Annotated in this window: 20 protein-coding genes; 10 read left to right on the top strand and 10 right to left on the bottom strand. The window is 44.6% G+C overall.

Annotated elements, in window-relative coordinates:
• Nucleotides 1-3: 3 nt before the first annotated feature.
• The 4 genes from I2I33_RS13340 to I2I33_RS13325 all read right to left on the bottom strand — a co-directional run bounded on the left by I2I33_RS13340 (nucleotide 4) and on the right by I2I33_RS13325 (nucleotide 8,090).
• Nucleotides 4-1,350 carry a DUF4959 domain-containing protein gene (locus I2I33_RS13340; RefSeq protein ID WP_162613805.1) on the bottom strand — a complete coding sequence of 449 codons (1,347 nt, stop codon included), beginning with the start codon at nucleotides 1,348-1,350 and terminating at the stop codon, nucleotides 4-6.
• Nucleotides 1,351-1,400: 50 nt separating this feature from the next.
• Nucleotides 1,401-3,323: a RagB/SusD family nutrient uptake outer membrane protein gene (locus I2I33_RS13335; RefSeq protein WP_087421873.1), complete on the bottom strand. Its 1,923-nt coding sequence runs from the start codon at nucleotides 3,321-3,323 to the stop codon at nucleotides 1,401-1,403.
• Between the two features lie 17 nt (nucleotides 3,324-3,340).
• Nucleotides 3,341-6,778 carry a SusC/RagA family TonB-linked outer membrane protein gene (locus I2I33_RS13330; RefSeq protein WP_087421424.1) on the bottom strand — a complete coding sequence of 1,146 codons (3,438 nt, stop codon included), beginning with the start codon at nucleotides 6,776-6,778 and terminating at the stop codon, nucleotides 3,341-3,343.
• A gap of 88 nt (nucleotides 6,779-6,866) precedes the next feature.
• On the bottom strand, nucleotides 6,867-8,090 hold the full coding sequence (locus tag I2I33_RS13325) for a FecR family protein (RefSeq protein ID WP_162613804.1): 1,224 nt from the start codon (nucleotides 8,088-8,090) through the stop codon (nucleotides 6,867-6,869).
• Nucleotides 8,091-8,298: 208 nt separating this feature from the next.
• Here I2I33_RS13325 and I2I33_RS13320 point away from each other — a divergent pair, with 208 nt between their 5' ends.
• The 7 genes from I2I33_RS13320 (at nucleotide 8,299) to I2I33_RS13290 (ending at nucleotide 15,625) form a co-directional block, all read left to right on the top strand.
• Nucleotides 8,299-8,832, top strand: a complete 534-nt coding sequence (locus I2I33_RS13320) for a sigma-70 family RNA polymerase sigma factor (RefSeq protein ID WP_087421422.1) — start codon at nucleotides 8,299-8,301, stop codon at nucleotides 8,830-8,832.
• Nucleotides 8,833-8,920: 88 nt separating this feature from the next.
• Nucleotides 8,921-10,045 (top strand): YhcG family protein, encoded by a 1,125-nt coding sequence (locus tag I2I33_RS13315; protein WP_087421872.1) that lies wholly within the window; start codon nucleotides 8,921-8,923, stop codon nucleotides 10,043-10,045.
• A gap of 139 nt (nucleotides 10,046-10,184) precedes the next feature.
• The gene (rlmN, locus tag I2I33_RS13310) at nucleotides 10,185-11,219 is read left to right on the top strand and encodes a 23S rRNA (adenine(2503)-C(2))-methyltransferase RlmN (protein ID WP_087421421.1); all 1,035 of its coding nucleotides are present in this window, start codon (nucleotides 10,185-10,187) and stop codon (nucleotides 11,217-11,219) included.
• 344 nt (nucleotides 11,220-11,563) lie between these two features.
• A complete protein-coding gene (locus I2I33_RS13305) occupies nucleotides 11,564-12,127 on the top strand; it encodes a lipocalin family protein (protein WP_229128297.1) in 564 nt (187 codons plus the stop codon).
• Between the two features lie 40 nt (nucleotides 12,128-12,167).
• Nucleotides 12,168-13,481, top strand: coding sequence for a DNA recombination protein RmuC (locus tag I2I33_RS13300; protein ID WP_087421420.1), 1,314 nt, complete (start codon nucleotides 12,168-12,170; stop codon nucleotides 13,479-13,481).
• Between the two features lie 119 nt (nucleotides 13,482-13,600).
• Nucleotides 13,601-14,503 carry a sugar phosphate nucleotidyltransferase gene (locus tag I2I33_RS13295; RefSeq protein WP_087421419.1) on the top strand — a complete coding sequence of 301 codons (903 nt, stop codon included), beginning with the start codon at nucleotides 13,601-13,603 and terminating at the stop codon, nucleotides 14,501-14,503.
• A gap of 39 nt (nucleotides 14,504-14,542) precedes the next feature.
• On the top strand, nucleotides 14,543-15,625 hold the full coding sequence (locus I2I33_RS13290; RefSeq protein ID WP_087421418.1) for a phosphotransferase enzyme family protein: 1,083 nt from the start codon (nucleotides 14,543-14,545) through the stop codon (nucleotides 15,623-15,625).
• A 54-nt stretch (nucleotides 15,626-15,679) separates the two neighbouring features.
• Here I2I33_RS13290 and I2I33_RS13285 read toward each other — a convergent pair whose 3' ends face one another.
• The 3 genes from I2I33_RS13285 to I2I33_RS13275 form a co-directional block, all read right to left on the bottom strand.
• Nucleotides 15,680-16,228, bottom strand: coding sequence for a heavy-metal-associated domain-containing protein (locus tag I2I33_RS13285; RefSeq protein WP_162613803.1), 549 nt, complete (start codon nucleotides 16,226-16,228; stop codon nucleotides 15,680-15,682).
• Nucleotides 16,229-16,283: 55 nt separating this feature from the next.
• Entirely contained in the window at nucleotides 16,284-18,572 is a 2,289-nt protein-coding gene (locus I2I33_RS13280; protein WP_087421416.1) for a TonB-dependent receptor, read from the bottom strand.
• A 170-nt stretch (nucleotides 18,573-18,742) separates the two neighbouring features.
• Entirely contained in the window at nucleotides 18,743-19,168 is a 426-nt protein-coding gene (locus tag I2I33_RS13275) for a hypothetical protein (RefSeq protein ID WP_087421415.1), read from the bottom strand.
• Between the two features lie 175 nt (nucleotides 19,169-19,343).
• On the opposite strand from I2I33_RS13275, the gene I2I33_RS13270 reads away from it, so the two are divergent.
• The 3 genes from I2I33_RS13270 (at nucleotide 19,344) to I2I33_RS13260 (ending at nucleotide 22,898) form a co-directional block, all read left to right on the top strand.
• Nucleotides 19,344-20,504, top strand: coding sequence for a DUF4369 domain-containing protein (locus I2I33_RS13270; RefSeq protein WP_087421414.1), 1,161 nt, complete (start codon nucleotides 19,344-19,346; stop codon nucleotides 20,502-20,504).
• A gap of 23 nt (nucleotides 20,505-20,527) precedes the next feature.
• Complete coding sequence (locus tag I2I33_RS13265) at nucleotides 20,528-21,289, top strand: UDP-2,3-diacylglucosamine diphosphatase (RefSeq protein WP_087421413.1); 762 nt, start codon at nucleotides 20,528-20,530, stop codon at nucleotides 21,287-21,289.
• A gap of 73 nt (nucleotides 21,290-21,362) precedes the next feature.
• A complete protein-coding gene (locus tag I2I33_RS13260) occupies nucleotides 21,363-22,898 on the top strand; it encodes a YifB family Mg chelatase-like AAA ATPase (protein ID WP_087421412.1) in 1,536 nt (511 codons plus the stop codon).
• Between the two features lie 82 nt (nucleotides 22,899-22,980).
• On the opposite strand, the gene I2I33_RS13255 is transcribed toward I2I33_RS13260, so the two are convergent.
• From I2I33_RS13255 to I2I33_RS13245, 3 genes are read right to left on the bottom strand one after another with little or no spacing between them, the layout of a single operon-like run.
• A complete protein-coding gene (locus I2I33_RS13255) occupies nucleotides 22,981-23,652 on the bottom strand; it encodes an inorganic pyrophosphatase (protein ID WP_087421411.1) in 672 nt (223 codons plus the stop codon).
• A 31-nt stretch (nucleotides 23,653-23,683) separates the two neighbouring features.
• Nucleotides 23,684-24,262 (bottom strand): D-sedoheptulose 7-phosphate isomerase, encoded by a 579-nt coding sequence (lpcA, locus tag I2I33_RS13250; RefSeq protein ID WP_087421870.1) that lies wholly within the window; start codon nucleotides 24,260-24,262, stop codon nucleotides 23,684-23,686.
• Between the two features lie 17 nt (nucleotides 24,263-24,279).
• Nucleotides 24,280-25,230: a hydrogen peroxide-inducible genes activator gene (locus I2I33_RS13245; RefSeq protein WP_087421410.1), complete on the bottom strand. Its 951-nt coding sequence runs from the start codon at nucleotides 25,228-25,230 to the stop codon at nucleotides 24,280-24,282.
• Nucleotides 25,231-25,232 lie beyond the last annotated feature (2 nt).

Genomic DNA, 25,232 nt, shown 5'->3' with positions numbered 1-25,232 from the left:
CGCTTAATTCTTTTTTACATAAACTTCCAGCTCGTGCAAGGTAAAATACTTTTGCTGATTACTGTTTACTTCCGAATTCATCCGCTTAAAAGTATCATGCACAATAATCTTCAAATAGCGATAGGTCTCGTCAATCGTGGGGAAAACAACATCCACGTAAATCGGATCTTTTTGGGCTAGCTCTTCCACGGTCTTCGCAGCCACAGTGGTCGATGACGTGAGGAATGACCACCTGTCACTCGCAGTAGTGGCATCACGCTTTTGATCCAATTTCCCTAGAGATACCCAATCCCCGGAATCCGGGTCTGAAGAAGTCTTGCTACCGTACACGGTCAATTTACACGGAGTCTTATCCTCGTAACAACCGGACCAAATATATCCTAACTCCTGTCCCGTAAGCGGGTTGGATGCATTACTCAACGGGTACAAACAATACAAACGCAGCCATGCCGGCACCTTTTGTTCTCTCAAATCCAGAACTATCGGCTTGTCATAAGCCTGGGGACCTGCCAGATAGGTAGCATACGTCGTGGTACTTTTACGTTCCGGTTTATTTTCCTCGATAGCCGAGGCAACCAGACGGACCTCTCCTTTCAACTCCCCGTCAAACAAATACTGCACGCCAGTTTTAGCGATACCATTCTCCACGGAAAGCCCAAAATCATTAAAATTTTCTGCTTTCATTGTCCATTGTTCCGTCGGGAAAGCGTCAATATCCGGGTAAATTTCCTGTCTCACCCGGTAACCCTGGAAATCTTCGGTACGGATCACCACCGTGTTTTTCGCATTCTCTTGCTGCACGGCAAAATTCAACGTATCACCTCCTTGAAGAATAGGAAAACTTCTCATCAGGATCGTGTCCTGTTTCTGCGTCTTCGGGTCTATTCCCAAGTAAAAAATATGTGCCATCCCGGTTACAACAGCGGGACTCTTGTAAATCACCTGAAAACCATTCCAAGAAGAATGTATCTCTACATTATCGAAAAAAGTCCACGGTGCGCTGTCCAGCGTTTTAAAACTATACTCGTACAAGGCCGATTCCTCATCCCGATGATTAACGAATGAAATCCGGACACTCACGTCCTGCGCTTTCGTAAAACCATCCAGCAAAAGCGAATCACCGCTATATCCACAAGTTTTCAATATTTCCAACCCTTGCCAATTCTTATAACGCACATTCATGGCAAAAATGTCACTGTTATTCGGCAAAGAATAGTGCATCATGGCACCTCCCTCCACCGGGGTAAATTTAAGTTCCAAACCTTCCGTTGACACGCCGAAAACTGAATCGTCGTCACTACAAGCCGAAAAGCTGAATATTAACAATAATAACAAAATTGTATTTTTCATCATTCTATCTTTTACGGGTTAAAATTTACAATCGTAAATCAAAACTTCATTTACCATCCGGGGTTTTGAACCATTCCGGAAATCAAGATCTCTTCAGCATTGAACGGTTCCAGATAATCCCGCGGTGCCACGAACTTATTTTTGCTCCACACCACGATCGGGCCGTTCTCGTTATTATAGAATGTTTGGAATGTTGTTCCCAGAATATTCCAACCATACTGTTTCTCGTTCATCACTTGGTGAGCAATTGTCCAACGACGAATATCCCAATAGCGATGTCCCTCGAAAGCGAATTCGATACTGTATTCTTGGCGAATAATTTCACGCATACCAACTTTCGTATCTACTTTGGAAGAGAAATTGGAAAAAGTTTTCCAGGCCTCCCGTACCGGTAGAATACCAGCCCGTTCCCGCACTTTATCAAGAGGATCATACACCCGGTTATCCGGCTGCTCCAGATACTCGTTCCAAGCCTCCGCCTGCATCATATACACTTCGGCCAAACGTAAAACAGGGAATGTTTCCTGTCCTTTCAGATTCGCCACGTAATTCGAGGTCGCAAAATTTCCGAAAGTCTGCTTTTTCAACCAATAACCGTTAATATTTTGCCAGTTATTGCTCACGATAAAGTCTTCTTGTGTACCCCAAGACTCATCTTTATGAGCCTCCACCAATAAGTTATAATTTCTTGTTGCCGTGTTTGTCCCACGCTGCCAGTACATCCGGTCGCCCGCAATACTCGCGTAAAAACGGGGTTCCCGACGCAGGTGAAGATTCACCACTGACGTGTTCATCGGGATCACATCCTCGTAAGTCACGCTACTCTCAGAACCCAATTTATAACGATTTGCGTAGCTCCATGAATTATCGGCATCAATCGGTAACCCGTGACTGGTGTAATACATTTCCACCATTTTCATCGAGGGAGAAAGACAACCAAGTAAACTCTCGTTAAAATTCACCTCGTCATCCAATAACCGGGGCAATGTAAACCGATAAAATTGCAAGGTTCCCCATTTCATTTCCAACAAATACTCTTTATTATCGAAACGAGAGAACATACTACTTTCGATGTCATTCATCTGGTTCAACAACTTAGTCTTTTTCGTGGTTTCCTCCGTGTATAAATCCCGGTCTCCCACGGCACAAATCTCGGCAGCCTTATCCGCAGCCTCCGCAGCCAGCAACCATTTATTCCGGTCGTAAGAAGAATTAAAAAGTAACTCCCCGTTCTTATTCTTGAAATCGGAATAGAAAGCGTTCCCGTTAAAAAGAGGGGATGCGGCATAAAGCAATGCCTTAGCTTTTAAAGCATACAACGCCTCCAGACAAATCGTGTGCCCGTAAGCCGGGTCCCGCTGATTATGCATCGGTATATACGGCACCGCCTCATCCAACAACCTGACAATCTCTTTGAAACAAGTATCCACGTGCTGACGCGGCAATTGATAAGCACTCACATCCAGCTCCATCGGCATATTCTGAGGTACGAGACAAATCGGCCCGTAGCGACGCACTAACTCGAAATAAATAAACGCTTTCAAGGCCTTCACGTCAGCTTTCCACCATTCCCGGTCTTCGTCGGTAATATTGTAAGTATTATCGATATTCTCCAAAAAAGTATTCGCATTCCGAATAACCGTGTACATCTTGTACCACAACGACCCGTAAGGACTTTGTGACATCTGCAATCCATCCGCCACCTTCAGCCCGTCAAGACGGAACGTAGTTGAATTGTACAATGCCTGACAAGTCACGAATTCATCGGCCCCCAAAAAGGAGGTATTATTCGTCAAACTCGTAAGCACCGTATTTACCTCTCCATACAGCCCCTTCCACCAGGATTCGGCTTTCGTTCGTTGCTCGAAAAGCGATTCCACCGTTTCAATATCCTTCTCCGGTACCCGGTTCAGATAGTCGCATCCGGTCAGCAAAAGCATTCCGCAAAGTATATATAATAAATGTTTTCTCATCATCGATATATATTAAATTAAAAACTTATGTTCAAACCGACTGACCAAGTACGCTGAATCGGGTAGTTGAAACCGCTGTCCCCCAACTCCACGTCCCAGATCTTAAAACTGGAAATCAGGAAAGGATTGTTTACCCGGGCATAAAACTTCACATTCTGCATCTTGATCTTGCTCAGGAAATCCTGCGGTACATTGTACGCCACTTCGATCGAAGTGCAACGTAAGAAACTACTCTCCCGCATGAAATAAGTAGACTTCCGTATTTCTGTATTATTCTTCCAGTTTTCCTGAGGATTATGCGCATCAATGGATTGCGTGGAAAGACGCGGCCAGAAAGGACGTTCTTTCATGTTATTTTCGTTCCAATGATCATCGTAAATCGCCTTCAACATCGCCCGGTTTTTCACAAACGGACTGATTTTCATCGGGTCCATAAAGAACGCCCGTTTGCCCGCTCCCTGAAAAGCAAAACTTAACTCGAAATCCTTCAAATTGAAAAAGGCACTGAAACCGTAAATCAATCGAGGGGTTGTCGGGAAACCGATATACGTGGCATCATTCACGTCAATCACGCCGTCCCCGTTCAGGTCGCGATAGCGAATATCACCCGGCATCACGTCCCCACCTTGTCGGGGGGAATTATCAATCTCTGCCTGATCACGGAAAACGCCCTCGGCAATGTAACCGATTTGCTGTGAAATCTCATGTCCGACCTTCTTTTGCCATTTCGGCTTATTGGCAGCCTCTTCAATATCTCTATACTCCGCCTTATTATAGGTAAACGTACCACTTAGAATGGTCCAAAAATCCGGAGTAAAAGCGTGTTGCACTTTACCCGAAAGATCAATACCTCGGGAACGAACCTCTCCCACGTTTCCGATCTGTAAATACTCCAACCCGGTAGATGCCGGCATCGTGTAACGATAATCTATAATATTATGGCGAACCTCCTGGTAAATATCGGCATTCAATTCCACGATTCCACCAAAGAATTTCGTTTCGATACCCAAATTCGTCTGTTCTGCAATTTCCCAAGTAATCTTGTCGTTAGGATAAGACTTCACCACGGGACGCTGTAAAACGGTACCACCCGGTGCCGGGTCCATGATACTCACTTTATCCAACAAGGGTAAATGGGCAAACCGCGGGGAATCAATCACCCCGTCGTTTCCGACCTTACCCCAAGAGAGACGGAATTTCAAGAACGAGAACCAACGTCCCACGTTGTCTGCCATAAAACGTTCCTTGGATGCAATCCATGCACCACCAACCGCCGGGAAAAATCCCCATTGATTGTGCTTGGCAAAACGCTCCGAACCGTTGTAACCGAAACTCGCCTCGGCAAAATATTTATCCTTAAACCCGTAGGTTCCACGCATGGACATACCCATATTCCGGTGAGGAATACCGTCCAGTACAGTTTCCGTATTAGAGTACGTCGACTCCTGCACGTTAAACACGGCAGTTAAACTGGTTTGGTGTTCACCCCAGGCTGCCACGTGCAACCCCCGTACCTCGTAACTCATTTGCGTAGACTGAGAACTATTACCATACGCTTTCGACAACGTCCGCGACGCGTTACGTTCATTCAATGCCAGTAATCGATGCTTTCCGGTTTCAAAACTATAATCGGCTAACGAATACAAATAAGGTTCCGTCTTGTAAGCATTGGTATAATATCCCGTCTGGTTCATGGACACGGATGCCCGTAACTCCAATCCTTTCAACAGGGCAGAAAGATTATGAATATACTCTGCACGTGCCACAGCCGAATAACGGCGGCGGTCCTTGTACCCTTGGTGAAGATCCTTGTAAGGATTAATCGTGTTCAAATCCACGGCACCAAAGCGAAGGTGCGGCCAGCCATACGTCTCGTCTCCCGGATAAAGAGGAGCAAAATCCACCGGAGAGGCATTGAACGCCATGTAATAAGCCTCCGTCACGTCGGCATAAGGCCCATGATATTTATCCAGATTGGCTGATGTATTAATATTCAAGCGAATCCCCGCACTCAAGTCGATATTCAGGTTCGCCCGGAAAGAAAACGTGTTGTTCTCGATGTTACACTTGAACTGGTTCAAACGGTCGGTCTTCAACATCCCCTCGTCCCGAACATAGTTAACAGATGCATAATACTGCACCAACCGGGAACCACCCCGCATATTTAACCCCGCACGATGGTTGATCGAATAATCCTGAAACATGATATCATACCAGTCATTGGCAGGATATACCCAATCAGGATAAAGTCCGGATTCCGTACGCTGGATACGTTCCACACTATACTGCGGGGTTGCCGACGGATTACGAGACAACAAGGCCCGGTTATACATCTTCATGTAATCCACGGGATTAACGACATCAATTTTCTTGGTCGGAGCGCTCACTACCATCTCGTAACGAACCGAGGTATAAACACTTCCCTCCTGTCCTTTCTTGGTCGTAATCAGAATTACACCGTTAGCCCCGCGAGCCCCATACATTGCCGTAGCCGACGCATCTTTCATCACGCTGAAACTCTCGATGTCCTCCGGAACCATACGGGAAAGGTCCAACTTGGATGATTCCACCCCGTCAATCAAGATCAGCGGGTCAACGTTGGCCGAGGTCTGGAAAGAGGTTATACCCCGGATATAAAATTTCGTGTTCATCTCTTCTTCCGTCAACGCACCGGGAATACCTCCCGTCTGCCAACCGATCATACCGGCAATTTTCCCGGTAAACTGGCTGGTCAAATCACTACTGGAAGACTTTAAACTTCTAGCGTCCACGGTCGTGATAGCCGACACGACACTCTCTTTTTTCTGTTCACCGAACGCCACTACTGTCACTTCCTCGATATTCTCGGCCGTGGGATTCAAGTGAACGTTCAACCTCGTTTTCCCCTTGATCGGGACAACTTCCGGCTTATAACCGATAAACGAGAATCTCAACGCATCCTCCGGCCTAGCGGTAATCGTGTAACGCCCATCTGCATCCGTGGCAACCCCTTGAGTGGTTCCCTGTATGAGTACCGTGGCACCGGGAATAGGATTCCCTTTCTCATCAACAACCCGACCGCTAACAGTCAACATTGTCGTTTCCTGTTTCGGCCCCACGAGAATCTTACCATTCCCTTGCTGGGAACAAGTTAGCCCTGTGCCTTCCAAACAGGCCTTCACCGCCTCGAAAACCGTGATGTCATCCAGTTTCAAGGTAATCTTTTTCGACTCTTTTATGACAACTTCCTCCCGGAAATTGACTAAGTCCCCACTCAAGCGGTTGATCTCATGTAAAGCACGCGTCAGACTGTACTCCTTGAAATCAATGGAGATAATTTTCTGATTCTTCTGCTGGCTAAAAACAGAGGCAGAAGATAGTAACAGCGTTGCCAAGAAAAGTAAAAAAATACTAAACATTCTTTTGCAAACGCATAAAAGTCCCAAAAAGACTTTCGGTTTCGTTCTTTTTGTCATAAATTTGTGTTATTAAATTTAACATGGGCCTTGTCTCGCACAAGGTCGTCAAAGTGGAGCCGCCTGCCAAAGTTGCTCCATTTTGTTTTTATAGTGGGTCCGTCACGTAAACGGTATCTCCCTCTTTTCTAAACTTCGGCCCTCCGGTATAAGTGAAGGCATCTAATATGGATTCCAACGTCTCGTCCTTACTGAAATACCCGTTAAACGTGTATTGATTCCGGTCTTTGACCTGGTATATAAATTTCACGCCATACCAGCGCTCGATCTGGCGAGTAACGACCTCGATATTCTCTTTGTTAAACATGAACATCCCCTCTTTCCAAGCCATAACACGATCCAGATTAACCTCCCGTACACTTAACTTACGAGCTTGCACATCCCAGCCGGCCTGTTTCCCAGGTTGCAAGATGACTTTTCGGGTCGTATCTGCTAAAGGTTCCACGGCGACCTTTCCGGTAAAAAGCGTGGCATAAATATCCGATTCATCCTTGTACGCCTTTATATTGAATGACGTTCCCAGTACCCTCGTCCGGATCTCGTTCGCCTCGACAATAAAAGGACGTGCCGCATCCGGCGTTACTTCGAAAAAAGCCTCCCCGACCAGCTTCACCCGTCGTTCCCCTTTCCCGAAAAATACCGGGTATTCCAACTCGCTCTCGGAATTCAACCAAATCCGAGTCCCGTCACTCAATATCAACGAATAAAACCCTCCCGTGGAAGTAATCACTTTATTGATTTCCGGCTCTGGGGAAACGTCCCCCGCTCCTTGCCCCGTATTCGTATCGTAAACCAATTTCGCCTCTGCCCCGACAACCACCGCAGACTTCAACCTCAAACTATCCCTGTGCAGTCCCTGCATTCCAACTCTTTTCCCATCGCCTAACACTAATATCACCTTATCCTGCACGATCGGCTCTGATTCGATTTTAGCCACCCGCATCTCTTCCATCCTTTCCGGATGCGACTCTCCGACATACTTATACACGAACAGACACGCCACCAACAAAACGGCAGCCACGCTTCCTCCCCACAAGGAGATTCGTTGAAGTTTTCTCTGCCTGTTCCGTTTCGCCAAGGTTCCCAATATATCAGACTGCAATTTTCCGTAATCCGTCACCCCTTCAAATTCTGCTTTCAAATCCCGATACTCTCTCAAGCTTTCGTCAGAAACAATTCTGTCATAAATTGCCTGCCGCCCATCCCCGGCTTTCATCCAAGCCTCAAGAACCCGCTTTTCCTCTTCCGTGGCGGTTTCATATCTCATCTTTAAGATAATCCGGGCAATTTGATGACTATTTAATTCTCCCATTATTTCTATTATTTTTACTAAAGACACCACTAACCCATGTTTGGTATTACACGGGAATAAAAAAAATTCAAAAAAGTGAATTTCCGCCTCTTTTATATAAAGCACCATACATAACATTTAATTTATAAAGTTTTTTCGTAAGTTTGTGACGTCAGTATTCATACAACATTGTATCGAGAAGGTAGGTCTGATCAATGAAACGTTTTTTATGCGAAAAAATAAAGATGCTATGGGCGGTCACTTTGATCTGGGTAATTTTATCCGGGATCATTTTGCGTCTTTATGTGCCATCGCCTTTAAAATCACGGGAAATTCGGAAGTCGCCAAAGATTTAGCCCAAGATGTTATCATCAAGTTCTGGGAAAATCAAGGACAACACAAACAATTGGATTCCATCGAAAATTACCTATTTATCATGATCCGCAACGAAGCACTAAATTACCTCCGGGGTCTCTCCCGCGAGAAGAACCGCCACGAAAAAGCCTCTCTAAACTCCGAACAGGAGGAATCCTTGTGGGACACCATCATCGAACAAGAAGCCAACCAGTTACTTCAAACTGCCATTGCAACTCTCCCCCCGCAATGCAACCGAATCGTAGAACTCTCTCTCACGGGTAAAAACACGAAAGAGATCGCAGAAACCCTCGACATCGCCGTGAATACTGTGAAAGTCCTAAAAAGCAGGGCCATCCATAAACTAAGGGAATATTTCTCCCGAAATGATATTTGGATCGAGTTTTAAATCGTCTCCATATAACGATTTCACACAAAGAATAGCTTATCTTTGTTACATATTTCCAAAATCAATATAATAATTCATTATGGCACAAATTACATATAGCAAACAATATTCCGATGCCATTCAGGCAATTAAACAGGCCATTTTGCAGAGTCGCTACACGGCAGCTCGATTGGTCAATCGAGAAATGCTCGCCCTATATTATGCCGTAGGTGAATACATCTCACTCAATAGTCGAACAAACACGTGGGGAACCGGTGCATTAGAGTTCATATCGCAACAATTACAACAAGAATTGCCCGGACTGCGAGGATTCTCTATCACCAGTCTAAAAAAAATGCGTACTTTTTTCGAAAACTGGAATAGTATATTTTCAAACCGTCCGTCAACAACGGACAAAAACACATCCTCATTAATCCCAGAAAATATAACTATTACAATTCGTCCGTTGACAACGGACGAATTGAATGTTTCTGACTTGGAATCTTTTACAAGTATCGGGTTCACACACCATTATGAAATACTTTTAAAAACATCAGATATAGAAGAACGTTTATTCTACATCCGTCATTGTGCTACTGAATTTTGGAGTGTCGAAAAATTAAGATACTATTTGAATGAAAAATCCTATTTTAAACAAGCGGTAGCCAATAATTTCAATCAAACCATCACAAATGTAAATTATCGTAAACGAGCCATACAATCATTCAAAGATGAATATCTCCTTGATTTTATCAACATCAAGGACATTGATGAGATTGATGAACGAGTTATTGAAAACCAGATCATTCAAAACATAAAGAAATTTATCATGGCACTCGGTTCTAATTTCTCATTTTTAGGTAACCAATACAGACTTATTGTAGATGAACAAGAATATTTTATCGATTTACTATTTTTCAATCGCCATTTACAAGCGCTCGTTGCCATCGAACTAAAACGAGGCGAATTCAAACCCGAATACGCAGGGAAACTCAATTTTTATCTCTCGGCTCTGGATGAATATGTGCGTCTTCCACACGAAAACCCCTCTATCGGGATTATCCTCTGCAAATCGCAACGTTCGAAAACCGTTGAATTCGCCTTTCGCGACACTTCAAAACCGATGGGTGTTGCCACATACAAATTGGCCAACGAATTACCTAAAGATTATGAGGGGATTTTACCTAGAGCCGACGAATTGAAGAAACTTTTAGAAGAAGAAAATAATGACTAATACGAAGTAAAATTTCAAGAGAATCAATTTCTTACAAAAACAAAATATTTTTCTAAACCATTAATTCACAACATTTTTCCATTATATGAACTCCTTATCATTTTCTTGTTGTATTTTTGCAGCGGAAAAAAGCGATGACATGGAAAAAACGAACATAAGAGCGTACACGTTACAAGAGTTAGCAAACGTCCTCGTACAACACGGGGAAAAAGCATTCCGGGCAAAACAAATCTGGCAGTGGCTTTGGCAAAAGGGAGTGACCCGTTTCGAGGACATGACCAACTTGTCAAAAGACTTCCGGGAATTCTTGGACAACCACTTTATCCTACAAACGGCCACACTCACCCATAAACAAGAGAGTAGTGACGGTACAACGAAACTCGGCTTTACCCTTCCCGATGGGAACCTGATTGAAACCGTACTTATCCCAAGCAAGGATAAATCGACCGTGTGTGTCTCCTCGCAAGTAGGATGCAAACTGAAATGTAGCTTTTGTGCTACGGGAGGGTTGGGGTTCACCCGAAACCTGTTACCGGAAGAAATATTCGACCAAGTGGTTGCCGTGAAACGTCTGGGAGAAGAACGGGGCCTACCGTTATCCAACATCGTACTGATGGGCATGGGCGAACCACTTCTGAACTACGAGAATGTCCTTGCCGCCATAGAACGCATCACGGCAGAGGATGGATTGGGAATGTCCCCCTATCGCCTCACGCTATCCACCTCCGGCATCGTGGAAGGCATCAAGCGACTGGCAGATGACGACGTTCGTTTCAACCTTGCCATTTCACTCCACTCGGCAGTCAACACGACCCGGGACAAAATTATGCCGATAAACAAGGCTTACCCGCTTACCGAACTCGCCGAGGCTATTCGGTATTTCGTGGATAAAACGGGGACACGTCCCACGTTCGAGTACCTGTTGCTAAAAGGTGTCAATGATAGTCTCGACGATGCCAAGGCTCTCGCCTTGTTCTGCCGACAATTCCCCGTGAAAATCAACATTATCGAGTACAACGAAGTGGACAACGCCCCCTACCGTCACAGCCCAGAAACCAGCAGGGATCAATTTGTTCGCTACCTCGAAAGCAAAAATATCGTGGTGAATATCCGTCGCAGCAAAGGAAAAGACATTGATGCGGCTTGCGGACAACTGGCCAACAAGAATAGTTAGCCTACTACATTTTTAGCTATTCTGACATAGGCTTATAGTAAACTTTTTCAAGGTAATACACCGTGTTTACCCGTTGCACATTCGATGCACTTAGGGATTAAAGACGTATCAACTTCGCTACAAAGACGTATCAAAGACGTTCGTGAACGTCTTTGATACGAATTCGATTTATCTTTAATTTTTGATTATCTGGTGATTACCTTAAGTACTTATCTATTCTTCATTTGATAATACCTCCCCAAAGGCATTATGAACTTTACAGACTTTATAAATCTTATAAACGAACATCGGCCCTCGACTTCTCGTATTACAAGAAACTAAACACCTAATTATCAACTCATAGTATGAAGTTCTTCTTATTAGCCGTATTGCTCGTCGGATGCAATATCATGGCGACAACAGCACAATCCGACAAAATCGTCGATAACCGGGCCATAGACACGCTGGATCTAAAAAAGTACGTCGGCCTATGGTATGAAATCGCACGCTTTGACCATCCTTTCGAACGAGGCTTGGTCGGGGTTACAACCGAGTACACCATCAAACCCGACGGAAACATCGAGGTTATTGGACGAGGTTACCAAGATAGTTTCCAAGGGGAGAGGAAAGAAATCGTGGGGCACGTGCACATCCCAGACACGACCCAACCGGGAGTTCTAAAGGTCACTTTTTTCTTGATTTTCAAGACAGACTATCACATTCTGGAAGTCGAGAATGATTACAGTGCAGCCCTCATCGGAAGTTCTCAATGTGATCATCTCTGGATTGTGAGTCGTACCCCAAAACTCCCTCCCAAGAAATTGAAAGACTTGATGCAACGGGCACAACGCAGAGGGTACGACACTACCGCCCTTATCTTCGTCCCGCATGGGCAGGAACAAATTCAAGAAGAGTTGACCAAACTCTGAGTTATTTTCCATATTTTTGAACAACAAAAGGTTCAAAAATATGGAATTATTTATACTTATATCCTGCGTTTTACTTCTCATTCTCAACATCGTCCTTATCGGATTACACGTTCGTTCCCGCAAGAACAACACCACACAGGAGATATCACGATCCATCTCAGACCTCGAAAAAGTGATCCGGGACGAATCACGCTATAACCGGGAAAACGATGAGAACCGTTCCCGCAAAGACCGGGAAGAACTCGCCTCTACCCTCAACCATTTCCGGACAGAACATCGAGAAACCTTAAAGAATATCACCACCCAGACCAACTCCGCCATACAGGCTTTCCAGAAAAGTTTTGCAGAAAGCATGGAATTATTCAACCGCCTGCAACGGGAAAAATTCGGGGAGCTATCACTCCGTCAACAGGAACTCCTGCAAAACACGGAAAAGAAGTTGGAAGAAATGCGAGCCACCGTGGATGAAAAATTACAGAAGACCCTACACGAACGCATCGGACAATCATTCGAACTCGTCAGCAAGCAACTGGAAAACGTGCAGAAAGGCTTAGGGGAAATGCAGACGCTGGCACAGGATGTCGGTGGGCTGAAACGGGTGCTTAGTAACGTGAAAATACGGGGAACGATCGGGGAAGTACAACTTTCCATGCTATTGGAGCAAATTCTAGCCCCGGATCAATATGATGCTAACGTAAAAACTAAACCCGGATCGGACAAACTGGTCGAATTCGCCGTGAAACTTCCCGGCCGGGCGGAAGGAGACGAATCGGTCTACCTTCCCATCGACGCCAAGTTCCCGAAGGATGTTTACGAGCAACTCCTTGATGCCTACGAATCCGGAGACTTGCAACGGGTGGAAACCACTTCCCGCATACTCGAACAGACCATTCGCAGTATGGCAAAGGACATCCGGGACAAATACCTAGCCCCACCGCATACCACGGACTTCGGGATCATGTTCCTGCCTTTCGAGAGCATATACGGAGAGGTTACCCGCCGGGCAGCCTTGTTGGAACAATTACAGCAGGAATACCACGTGATTGTCACGGGGCCGACCACACTAGCAGCGATACTGAACAGCCTACAAATGGGATTCCGCACACTGGCCATCCAAAAACGCAGCAGCGAGGTGTGGCGTATCCTTGGTGGCGTGAAGGCCGAATTCGAGAAGTTCGGGGGACTTCTGGAGAAAGCCCAGAAAAATCTCCAAACCGCTAACAACCAACTGGAAGAGGTCATGGGCAAACGAACCCGAGCCATACAGCGACAACTACGTTCGGTAGAGGCCCTCCCGGCTAAAGAAGAGCAAAACCCACTACTGGATTCATTTTCAGAAGATGACGAGCCATAAAAACAACAAAGATTTTCACCTGAAATAAAACAAAACACGACTTGCTAGATTCTTTCCGTAGTTTTTATTAGCTTTGTCCGAAAGAAGGTTATACAAGTAAAAAGATTAAATATAAAAACATGGAAACGACGAAGAATAAAACGACCTTGCTCATCATGGCAGCAGGGATGGGTTCCCGGTTTGGTAGCTTGAAACAACTGGCATTGCTCGGCCCCCACAAGAAAACATTGTTGCATTATTCAATCTATGACGCCGTACATGCGGGGTTTGACAAAATTGTTTTCATCATCCGCCGAAGTTTCGAGAACGAATTCAAAGAGGCCGTGGGAAAATATGCCGAGAGCTTGGTTGAAACCGTGTACTGTTTCCAAGAAATGGATCAACTGCCCGGTAACCTGCCCCCGATCCAGCGGGAAAAACCCTGGGGAACGGCTCACGCCATCTGGGCCGCAAAAGACCATATACACGAACCGTTTATCGCAATCAATGCTGACGACTTTTACGGACGGGATGCCTTCGTGAAGATGCACGATTTTGTGGCCAGTAATCCCGACGAGAGATGTTTCAGCCTCGCCGGCTACCGGTTGGCAGCCACGCTATCCGAGAACGGGACGGTATCCAGAGGAATATGCACGGTTGACGGGGACAATTTCTTGACCAGTATCACCGAACGTACGAAGATCGGTCGGGAAGGTGATATGATTAAAGACCTGAACACAGGTGTCGTACTACACGAGGATGACGTGGTTTCCATGAATTTCTGGGGATTCTCACCTATGCTTTTCGGGGAGATCGAGAAACAATTCATCGAATTCTACCACAAGAACAGCGAAAATCCCAAGGCAGAGATTTACATACCTTTCGTGGTAGACGAACTTATCAAGCAAAAAGCCGTGAAAGTGAAGGTATTAAACACCAGTGCCAAATGGTTCGGTGTGACATACAAAGAGGACACGGAGCTGGTGAACAACGCCTTGCAGAAATTCGACGGGGAAGGATTATATACTGACATGGGGCAATAAATAGCATAAAAACGGGTAAACACTAAAAAACAACTAAGCATGGACAAACTGAAGAGAATTTACGACACGTTCGTATCGAGCGGGCGGTTTATATCCGCTACACCGTACGGTTCTGGCCATATTAACGACACCTATCTGGTGAAAGTGGACGAGGATGTCGAGTACATTCTCCAAAGGATCAATGGTAACGTGTTCAAGGACATCCCAAAACTGGTGCGAAACAAAGAACTGGTGTGCGGGCATATCCGCAATCGGCTTATCCGGCACAAAGTAAGCGACATCACCCGCAAATACATCACGTATTTTTACACGGACAAGGGAAACGCTTACTACAAGGATTACGAGGGAAACTACTGGACGCTATCACTCTTTATCAAAGGCTCAAAGAGCTACGATGTTATCCCGGATTCCCAGATCGCTTATCAAGTGGGTATCGGGTTCGGAGAATTCGAGAACCGGATTTCCGATTTCGATGCGAAATTGTTGATCGAGACCATTCCGCTTTTTCACAATGTTCCTCGCCGCCAGCGGGAATTAAAAGAGGCCCTAGCCAAAGCCGAACCGGACCGGATCGAGGCAAGCAAGGAATTACTCGAATATTTGAAAAAGTTCGATAACGAGATGTTAGAATTACAACGGATGAAAGACGAGGGAATTTTGCCGCTCCGGGTCACGCACAATGACACGAAAGCGAATAATCTCCTGTTCGACCACAATGATCATCCGTTATGCGTGATCGATCTGGACACCGTGATGCCGGGAATCGTGCATTACGACTTCGGGGATGCCATTCGCTCGTCTTGTAACACGGCCGGAGAGGAAACCCGCAATCTTGATGAGGTGCATTTTAACATGAATTATTTCGAGGCTTTCACCGCCGGATTCATGGAAAAAGCCAAACACCTTTTCACGCTCAAGGAAAAAAAGACCCTTGCGCAAGGATGTACGCTAATGACCTATCTACAAGCCGTCCGTTTCCTAACGGATTATTTGGACGGGGATCATTATTACCCGATCACCTATCCTGAACATAACCTGCAACGAGCTAAAGTTCAAGTCAGGTTATTACAGGACATGGAACGACAATTCGACAAGATGAACCAGTTTATTCTGGATCAATAATACAAAAAAACGGTAGCTTTCGCTACCGTTTTTTGTATCCTTCAAGAATTTTCCTTACTTTTTCTTATTCTTGCAACACTCGTCTGTTTTACCTGTCTTGGAACAGCAATTGTCACCACATTTTCCTTCACATTTACTCTCCTTAGACTCGCAGTTCTGGTCGCATTTACCATCACACTTTTTTTCGCCACAACTTTGACCACAGGTCCCGCTGCAATTATGTTTCTCGCCGCAACTTCCCTTGCAAGCTTCTTTATTTCCCTCTTTACAACATTTATGTGCTTTACCGCATTTTATCAACTTACCGTCTTTATCACACATTCCCACTACTTTCACATCATGACGCTCGATAGCAGCCCGCAAGGCCTCAACAGAATTTTTGTCGGTACGGAAAGAAATCAACACGGTTGAATCTTTCATGTTCAACTTATAATCCTTGATTCCTTTCTCGAAAGGCATATCTTTATCCAGTTTAGCCTTACAAGAAGGGCAATGTATTCCTACTTTAAAAATAACGGTTGTATCTTTCTTAGTCTGGGCACTCACGGTTAAACCCATCATAACGAACACTACCAGCGTGAATAAAATTTTCATTGTTTTCATAGTAAACGTATTAGTTATTAAAAACATTGTTTTTCAAAAGTAATTATTTTATTGATTATTCTTTTCGATCTAAGGCAAATCTCAAACCGATATAAAATTTACGTCCGTGAAGAGGTCCCCACACTTTCGACGAGTCAAAGGTATCGCTCCAAGGATTATGGGAATTCACGATCGGGTTCTTTTGAGTAAAATCCCCGATATTCTCGCATCCAGCGTAAATACTCCACAAACGGAAATATTTCGTAACCTGCGCATTCATGATCTGGAAATCATCAAAACGGGAGGCTACCCGATATTCATCGGCAATCCCACCCTGCTCCGGCAAACGTCCGGAACCGTTGAACTGGGTTGTGAAATCGAACTGCCATTTCTTCAAGTTCGTGAAGTATGATAAATTCACCAATCCCTTATAACGGCTCGTTAAAGGAGTACGCTTCAGATCTCCGTTTATCGTCGTCTTCACATCATTGTAACGATAAGCTAACGTGGCTTCCAAACGAGGGATCAACTCGTATTTCACCTCGACCTGGTAACAATTCGAATAGGAATCCCCGTCCAGGTTATAAAAGTTCACCTTGTTGTATGCCGTCTCGTTATCCACCACCACCTGATCATTGAATTTCGTGTGATAATAATCTAGGTTGATATTCAAGGTACGCCCGAATACTTCGAACTTCCGGTTCACGTTAGCCCCGAAATTCCAAGAATCCTCCATTTTTAGATCATCCAGTAAAGCCGGATTTTTACCCAACAACTCGTCATTCACGTAGAAGTTCGCAGCAGAGGCCAGCAAGTAACTGTTCTCGGCCAAGATATTCGGTGTACGCAGACCGCGGCCGAAAGTGGCCTTGATGCTGGTGAATTCATCTGGTTTGTACATGATGTGAGCCCGCGGGGTCCAGATACTCCCGAAGATATTGTGATAATCGTAGCGCAAACCTGCCATCACGATAAAACGCTGATCCAGAAATTCCCCCGTGTACTGGAAGAAAGCTCCCGGCACCCGTTCTTCTCGTTTCATATTTATGAAATCGGTAGAAATATCCTCTCCATAATTGAAAACCGGATCACGGAAATCTTCGTCATATTTGTCGTAATTGAAACTCAACCCGGCAGAGTACATCTGGCTGGGATTCGTCCCGAAAATAGACTGGTAGATGTAGTTCACGAACAAACTCTTCTGCCCGGCATTATACATCTTCGGCCCGTAATAAGAATCCTGCGTGTGATCGGAATAGTTCACCAAAATCGCCATACTCGTGTTCTCGTACTGGGGCATCAAGTAACCTAACTTCAAGAAAGCCTCGTAACGACGAGTGTCGATCCCAATTTTATACAACCCGTATTTCTCATCTGCATGAGCATGTCCGCCATGAGTGGTTTGTCCGCCATTCCGTTCCTCATCGATAAATTTACCCCCGAATTGCAAATACCAAGTATCATCTTTATACGCCCAACGATTCATCACGTTGTATTGCGTTTTCTCCGGCATATCCAAGAATCCATCCTTATTCCCGTCATGAGGCTCTTCCATCCAGTCCCCATGCAAAAGAAACATCGTACTCCATTTGTCATTGAACTTGATACTGAAATTAGAGTTAAATTCGTACATTCCCTCGCTACTCGTGAAGACATTAGCCGAGAGTAACTCCGGATCACGGGGTTTCTTGTAGTCCACGCTGATCTGCCCGGCCATCGATTCGTAACCGTTAATCACCGATCCCGTCCCTTTTGAAACGGAAATCGCAGACATCCAGGGACCAGGAATATAAGTCAAACCGTACAAAGAGGCCAATCCCCGGAAATTAGGCATATTCTCGGTCATCATCTGCACGTACTTTCCGGTTAATCCCAATAGCTGGATTTGCTTTGCACCCGTCACGGCATCGGCATACGACACGTCAACCGAAGCATTCGTCTCGAAACTCTCACCCAAGTTACAGCAAGCCGCCTTGCACAACTCTTCGCCCGTGATCAATTGCTCGATCAAAGGCCCCTGAGTCGACATCACGGTACTCTGTTTACGGGCAGCCACACTCACCTCGTCCAATTGCTCCCCGGATTTCAACGTGCAGGTCACGAATTTATCCGTGGATTTTACCTCTATCGTATCCGAGCGGTACCCGATAAAACTAACGACCAACTTCCCAACCTTCTCCCACTTGATTTTAAATTCCCCGTTCGCATCCGAAACAGATCCTTTCAAAGTCCCTACCCAATAGACATTCGCCCCGGGTAACGCCACCTCTCCATTTTCCGTTTCTTCCATAACACGCCCTTTTATGGTCTGTGCCTGTAAGCCAACAGAGGCAAGTAAACACATTATAATAAACAAATTTCTCATATAGATTCCACGATTTTCAGGAACGTGCCGGGGATATTTCTTTTACCCAATGCCACGAAACACGTTCTCTCTTGATTAAATTTTAAATAATGTTTCAGTCAAGTCAGACGCATACACACGACTCGTCGAAAGATACTTTTAAAGCATCTTCGTCACGGATCAAAATTTAATCAACAACGGAAAATACATAGCAACTCCAAGGGCGGAGACGTGTCTATGTATGCAACAGGAGAATTAAAAGGTTGTACATTAGAAATAACCGCATCCGGTAAAGACATCATAAAATTACACTCCTGCACCATATCGCAGAATTGTATTTCGAAATGGGACATTGCCCAATCACCGGAAACTTTATAATAAGTATGTTCTTGTTTTGCGTTATCGCAATTCTTTTTGTGCGCATTGTGGCACATACGATGACAGCAGTGACAACCATGCGTACACGGACACGGGATGTCCTGGGGAATAACCATCACGTGCAAGTAAGTTTCCTGACAACGCTGACAGTACACTTTACTTACATTCACACCTATCGTACCTAACAAAAAGGTAAACAATAGCAAAAGTGCTGGTATATTCAATTTTTTCTGTTTCATCGTTTGCAAAAATAAAACAATTTTCAAATTTCAATCTCCCAAAATACACCATTAACAATTAATTAACGGTTTTTTCATTCAAAATCTGATCCGACGATGTGAAAAATAGAAAAAAAGTATTACTTTCGAACTTCATAAATCAAGATGTAGATTATTTATATCATTCCAACAAATTATGAGAAAAATACTATTACTTGGACTACTTGTAGTTCTTATCGCATCCTGTACTGAAAAGACGAATGTCGAAATTACAGGGGCCATCAAAGATGCAGCCAACACGAAAGTATATCTGGAACAAATAGATGTAAGTTCAAGAAAAACAATCGACTCAACAAAAATTAACAAGAACGGGGAGTTCAAATTTAAACTCAACATCGAACTCCCGACATTCTATTCTTTAAGATTTTCTAACAATGAGCAAGTGACCTTGATCGCCAGCCCGGACGAGGTACTTGAAATTAGCGGTACGTTGAATGACATTAAAAATAATTACTGGGTGGATGGTTCTGAAAACTCGTTATGGATTAAACTCCTGAATTTCCAGATCACCCGTACAATCACGCTAACGGATTCTTTGAAGAGATCCTATCAGGCTCTCCCACAAGGAACCGAGTACGACGCTCAACGTCAGGAATACGCCAAGGCATGGGAAGAGGCAATAAACAAACAGATCAGTTTCACCCGTGACTTCATTATCAAACACGCCACCTCTCCGGCATCTTATTATGCCCTTTATCAAAAAATTGATGATAATATCGGAGTGATGGACGAGTTCGAAGACCTTCACTATTTTAAAGTGGTGGCATCATCCTTGACCGCCCTTTATCCCGAATCCCAGTACACGAAGGCAATCATGAATCACTTGAAACAAATATCCCAAGCAATCCGCAATCAACAATTGGCTGCCGTGATTAACAACACGGAAGGGTCTCTACCGGATATTAACCTGCCGGATGTGAATGGCAAGGATGTTTCACTGAACTCGCTCAAATCGAAACTCATCGTGCTTGACTTCGGGCTGATCACGGCGAAAGAGAGCCAAGAGTACATTGACCAGATGAAAAGCGTATACAACAAGTTCAAAAACCGGGGAGTGGAAATATACATGGTTTGTCTGGATAAAAACAAATTTCTTTGGGAAGACGTGATAAAAACGAACAAGATCAACTGGATTTGCGTATGGGATCAAGGAGCGTTACAAAGTCGGGCAGCCTCGACTTGGAACGTGAAGAGTGTTCCGGCAAACTACATCATTAACCAAAAGAAAGAAATTGTTGGTAAAAACTTGTACGGCAGCCGTTTGGAAGACCGTTTGAACGACTTGTTGAAAAAATAATTATATTGGACGAACATATCATCATGCAGGGCAAGAAGGTTTATTTTCTTTCAGACGCACACTTGGGTGCCAAACTATTGAAAGATAATCGGGAGAGAGAAATTATGCTCGTGGAGTTTTTGCAAAGCATCAAACCTGATTGCTTGGAACTTTACCTGCTTGGTGATATGTTTGATTTTTGGTTCGAATACAAACACGTTGTACCCAAAGGCCACGTACGCTTTCTTGCCGAACTGGCCAATTTCACGGACCAGGGAATTAAGGTACATTTCTTCACGGGTAACCACGACATCTGGGCTTTCGACTACTTGGCAAAAGAATGTGGTGTTATCCTGCATACTTCCATGATGGAAACCACGATAAACGGAAAATCTTTCCTTATCGGACATGGTGACGGTCTGAATCCGAACGACAAAGGGTATCTTTTCCTGCGTAACGCTTTCCATAATCGCTTCCTACAAAGATGTTTCCGGTTTATCCATCCCGACTGGGGGATCGCTTTGGCCAATAAATGGTCATCCCATTCCCGACTGAAAGGAAACGGACAAATCGAGGCGAGGGGCTATCTGGGAGACGACAAAGAAGAAATCGTTATTTATTGCCGGAATATCTTGAAAGAACACCACGTGGATTATTTCATTTTCGGCCATCGCCATTTGCCTCTCAATCTTGAACTTGAATCCAACAGTCACTATATCAACACAGGAGACTGGATCACGCATTTCAGTTATGCCGTATTCGACGGAGAGAAGGTTTCTCTTGATAAAATTAATCGCAACAAATAACCTATTTTGCATTGCTTTCCTGTGAAATAATCTTAACTTACATGCCTGTATGTGAAACATAAGATCAGACGGTATGTTAGTTAAAATTTTCGGGGGTGCAGTGTACGGAATCAATGCCTTGACCATCACAATCGAGGTCAATATTCTTTGGGGAGCGAAATTCATTATTGTCGGTTTACCCGATAATGCGGTAAAAGAAAGCCAGCAACGAATTGATTCCGCCCTCCGGGAAATCGGGTTAAAAATTCCGGGTAAACGAGTAATCATCAACATGGCTCCCGCCGACGTGAAGAAAGAAGGATCGTCTTTCGATTTACCGCTAGCCATTGGAATCCTTGCGGCTAATGACCAGTTACCTAATGCACAACTGGATAAATACCTGATCATGGGCGAGCTGTCATTGGATGGTAGCCTACAAGCGGTCAAAGGGGTACTTCCCATCGCCATACACGCCAAAAAGGAAGGTTTTAAAGGTATTCTTCTGCCCTATCAGAATGCTAACGAGGCTGCAGTGGTTCAAGGCTTTGAAGTTTACGGTTTCCACCATCTGAGTGAAGTGATCGCTTTTCTGAAACAGGAAAAAGACTTCTCTCCCATTTCTTTCGACCAACAAGTCATGACAGCATTTCCCGATGATGACTTGCTTGATTTCAAAGACGTGAAGGGACAAGAAAACGTGAAACGTGCGATGGAAGTTGCAGCAGCAGGCGGGCATAACATGATCATGATCGGCTCCCCCGGTTCGGGGAAAACCATGCTGGCCCGAAGATTACCAACCATTCTCCCTCCCATGACCATAGAAGAGGCGCTGGAAACGACGAAAATTCACTCCGTCGCAGGGAAAATTCAAAATAATCATTCCTTAATCATCTCACGTCCATTTCGTTCGCCGCATCATACCATATCTGATGTCGCACTTGTTGGCGGGGGATCTTGGCCTCAACCGGGGGAAATATCACTTGCTCACCATGGTATTTTATTTCTAGATGAACTCCCAGAGTTCCGCCGGGCAGTACTGGAAGTATTGAGACAACCACTTGAAGATCGGAAGATTACCATCAGTCGTTCCAAGTTCAGCGTGGAATATCCGGCTAACATCATGCTGATCGCATCTATGAATCCTTGCCCATGTGGGTACTATAATCATCCCACGAAGGAATGTAATTGTCCGCCCGGAGCCGTTCAAAAGTATTTATCGAAAATATCCGGTCCTTTACTCGACCGGATTGACATACATATTGAAGTGATTCCCGTAGAGCTTGACAAGATCACGAATCCCTCGGACAGTGAACCAAGCTCTGTTGTTCGGGCTAGGGTGATCGCAGCCCGGGCTATCCAGACCCAACGTTTTCAATCTTACCCGGGGATTTATTGTAATGCCCAGATGACCTCGCCGCTACTAAAAAAGTATTGTACGCTGGACGATAAATGTGTTGCACTACTAAAGATTGCCATGCAACGTTTCGGACTTTCCGCCCGGGCTTACGACCGGATCATCAAATTGTCACGAACGATTGCCGACCTAGACCATAACGAGAAAATAACCCCGCAATATATCGCCGAAGCCATACAATACCGAAGTCTCGACAAGGACGGATGGGGAGGATGAGAGAACTAAAAAATAAAAACTAAAAGATAAAAGTTAAGTGAGAATTCAACTTTTATCTTTTAGTTTTTATCTTTTACCTTAGTTATACCCGGCTTAGTATATCTTCAAGTCCTTGGAAGTGATTTTTATAATCTTCGGCACTCCGGCGAATCACCTCGAAAGCCTCTTCCTTATTATAGACATGAGTGATTTCCGTGCGTCGTTCCTCACCGGGAAGATCCTTGTAGGTTAAAAAATAATGCCGTAACCTGTCAATCACCACGTGTGGTAATTCGGAAATATCATTATAAATATTATACGTGGCATCATGTTTCAACACGGCAATAATCTTATCGTCCGCCTCGTTCTTATCCAACATCCGGAATCCCCCTATAGGACGAACTTCTGCGATAATATCCCCGTGAGAGATCGTTTTCTCGGTCAGGACACAAATATCAAGCGGGTCTCCGTCCCCGTGAATATCCGTTCTCTCGGTCTGCGACATACAATACTCGGCGACTAAATCTCCGCAATAAGTCTGCGGTAAAAAACCATATAAAGCGGGAACCACGTTCGAATACTTCTGCGGACGATCTATTTTTATATACCCACTCACTTTATCCAACTCGTACTTCACCGTGTCCGTCGGTACCATCTCTATGAATGCGGTAACCACGTTCGGCGCATCCGTCCCAATATCCAAACCATGCCACGGATGTGACTTGTACCTAAGTCCCATCAAACGGACAATAGGATCATTAATTTTATTTCCCATAACTTATATTATTAAAAACATATACACCTCTTTATTGTTCCGAGAACAGATGTGCCTCGATTTGCTCAATCAGGATATGAATCACCTTGATGTGAATCTCCTGAATCCGATCGGAATACCCGTTCCAAGGAACACAAATATTCACGTCACACATATTCTTCATTTTACCGCCATCCTTACCGGTTAACCCGATCACCAACATACCCTTGCGGTGAGCCGCATCAACGGCTCTCACAATGTTCTCTGAATTACCGGAAGTACTGATTGCCAATAACACATCACCAGCTTTCCCGTGTGCCTCCACGTAACGGGAGAACACGTACTCAAATCCGAAATCATTGGCCACGCAGGTCAAGTGAGTCGGATCGGAAATTGCCATTGCAGGTAGTGCGGGACGGTCTCCCCTGAAACGTCCGGTAAGTTCCTCGGCGAAATGCATGGCGTCACTCATGGAACCACCATTTCCACAACTTATGACCTTACCCCCGTTTTTCAATACCCGGGATAATATCTCTGCCGCCAATCCGACTTGTTTCAACTTCTCCTCGTCCTCCACGAAATCAGCTAACACCTGTTGCGCCTCCAAAAAACTTTTCTTGATATTATCCATATATTCGGGTATTACATTTATCTTATCTTTTTCCATTCAACGATTTTTCCCCTCTCTTTTTTCAACATTCCCGGGGGAACCACTTGTCGTATATCTTCACAAAGCAAATCAATCAACTTTTGTTTCGTGAAATGACGGGAATATATCACACTGACCTCCCGCAAAGGTTTGGACACCGTGAATGAACGAACTTGCTTTTTCTTTTCCTCCGTCATGTACAACGTGGCTAACTCAGGAATCAAGGTAAATCCCCCTTCCCGATCCACGATCTTCATCAAGGTCTCTAAAGAATTACTCTCAAAATCAAAAGGCAAATTCTTATGTTGCGTTCCTCGCATCTCACATAAATTCACTACTTGATCCCGGAAACAATGCCCGTCTCCCAACATCCATAACTCAGGAGTTGCAATATCTTGTGTTTCTACGTCTTTCTTTTTCAAAAGTTCGTGATCAGGGTGAGCGTAGATCATCATCTCCTCGTAAAACACGGGCTGTTCTACAATCTTATCGTCATGATAAGGTGTCACGAATACCCCCACGTCCAACGTGTCATGTTTCAACCGTCGGATAATCTCTTCCGAAATTAATTCTTCCACTTCCACCTGTACCCCAGGATAACGACGAATGTAATCCCCGATGAATATCGGTAATAAATAAGGAGCTAGCGTGGGAATAATACCTATTTTCAAGGATCCCGCTACCTCCTGTTTCTCTTCATTAATAATCTCTTTTATTCTTTGAGTCGAGGCCAGCACTGTTCTTGCCTGCTCGATCAACTTGTAACCGATGTCGGTAGGAACAACCGGTTGCCGACTCCGATCGAAAATGATTACACCTAGATCATCTTCCAGCTTTTTAATTTGCATACTCAGTGTCGGCTGTGTCACGAAACACTTGTCGGCGGCTGTTGCAAAATGCCGGAATTCATCGACCGCAACAACATATTCTAATTGTGTCAGTGTAATCATAT

Source organism: Butyricimonas sp. BSD2780061689_150309_C8 (genome assembly GCF_015560935.1).
GTDB classification, from domain to species: domain Bacteria; phylum Bacteroidota; class Bacteroidia; order Bacteroidales; family Marinifilaceae; genus Butyricimonas; species Butyricimonas paravirosa.
This window is presented reverse-complemented; position numbering and strand designations above follow the sequence as displayed.

Bases quoted from the DNA above. Each gene is read 5' to 3' on its own strand.
- I2I33_RS13245 (WP_087421410.1), bottom strand. From the start codon at position 25,230: ATGATTACACTGACACAATTAGAATATGTTGTTGCGGTCGATGAATTC.
- I2I33_RS13325 (WP_162613804.1), bottom strand. From the start codon at position 8,090: ATGGGAGAATTAAATAGTCATCAAATTGCCCGGATTATCTTAAAGATG.
- I2I33_RS13285 (WP_162613803.1), bottom strand. From the start codon at position 16,228: ATGAAAACAATGAAAATTTTATTCACGCTGGTAGTGTTCGTTATGATG.
- I2I33_RS13275 (WP_087421415.1), bottom strand. From the start codon at position 19,168: ATGAAACAGAAAAAATTGAATATACCAGCACTTTTGCTATTGTTTACC.
- I2I33_RS13300 (WP_087421420.1), top strand. From the start codon at position 12,168: ATGGAATTATTTATACTTATATCCTGCGTTTTACTTCTCATTCTCAAC.
- I2I33_RS13265 (WP_087421413.1), top strand. From the start codon at position 20,528: ATGCAGGGCAAGAAGGTTTATTTTCTTTCAGACGCACACTTGGGTGCC.
- I2I33_RS13330 (WP_087421424.1), bottom strand. From the start codon at position 6,778: ATGACAAAAAGAACGAAACCGAAAGTCTTTTTGGGACTTTTATGCGTT.
- I2I33_RS13340 (WP_162613805.1), bottom strand. From the start codon at position 1,350: ATGAAAAATACAATTTTGTTATTATTGTTAATATTCAGCTTTTCGGCT.
- I2I33_RS13255 (WP_087421411.1), bottom strand. From the start codon at position 23,652: ATGGGAAATAAAATTAATGATCCTATTGTCCGTTTGATGGGACTTAGG.
- I2I33_RS13305 (WP_229128297.1), top strand. From the start codon at position 11,564: ATGAAGTTCTTCTTATTAGCCGTATTGCTCGTCGGATGCAATATCATG.
- I2I33_RS13280 (WP_087421416.1), bottom strand. From the start codon at position 18,572: ATGAGAAATTTGTTTATTATAATGTGTTTACTTGCCTCTGTTGGCTTA.
- I2I33_RS13270 (WP_087421414.1), top strand. From the start codon at position 19,344: ATGAGAAAAATACTATTACTTGGACTACTTGTAGTTCTTATCGCATCC.
- I2I33_RS13295 (WP_087421419.1), top strand. From the start codon at position 13,601: ATGGAAACGACGAAGAATAAAACGACCTTGCTCATCATGGCAGCAGGG.
- I2I33_RS13320 (WP_087421422.1), top strand. From the start codon at position 8,299: ATGCGAAAAAATAAAGATGCTATGGGCGGTCACTTTGATCTGGGTAAT.
- rlmN (WP_087421421.1), top strand. From the start codon at position 10,185: ATGGAAAAAACGAACATAAGAGCGTACACGTTACAAGAGTTAGCAAAC.
- lpcA (WP_087421870.1), bottom strand. From the start codon at position 24,262: ATGGATAATATCAAGAAAAGTTTTTTGGAGGCGCAACAGGTGTTAGCT.
- I2I33_RS13260 (WP_087421412.1), top strand. From the start codon at position 21,363: ATGTTAGTTAAAATTTTCGGGGGTGCAGTGTACGGAATCAATGCCTTG.
- I2I33_RS13290 (WP_087421418.1), top strand. From the start codon at position 14,543: ATGGACAAACTGAAGAGAATTTACGACACGTTCGTATCGAGCGGGCGG.
- I2I33_RS13335 (WP_087421873.1), bottom strand. From the start codon at position 3,323: ATGAGAAAACATTTATTATATATACTTTGCGGAATGCTTTTGCTGACC.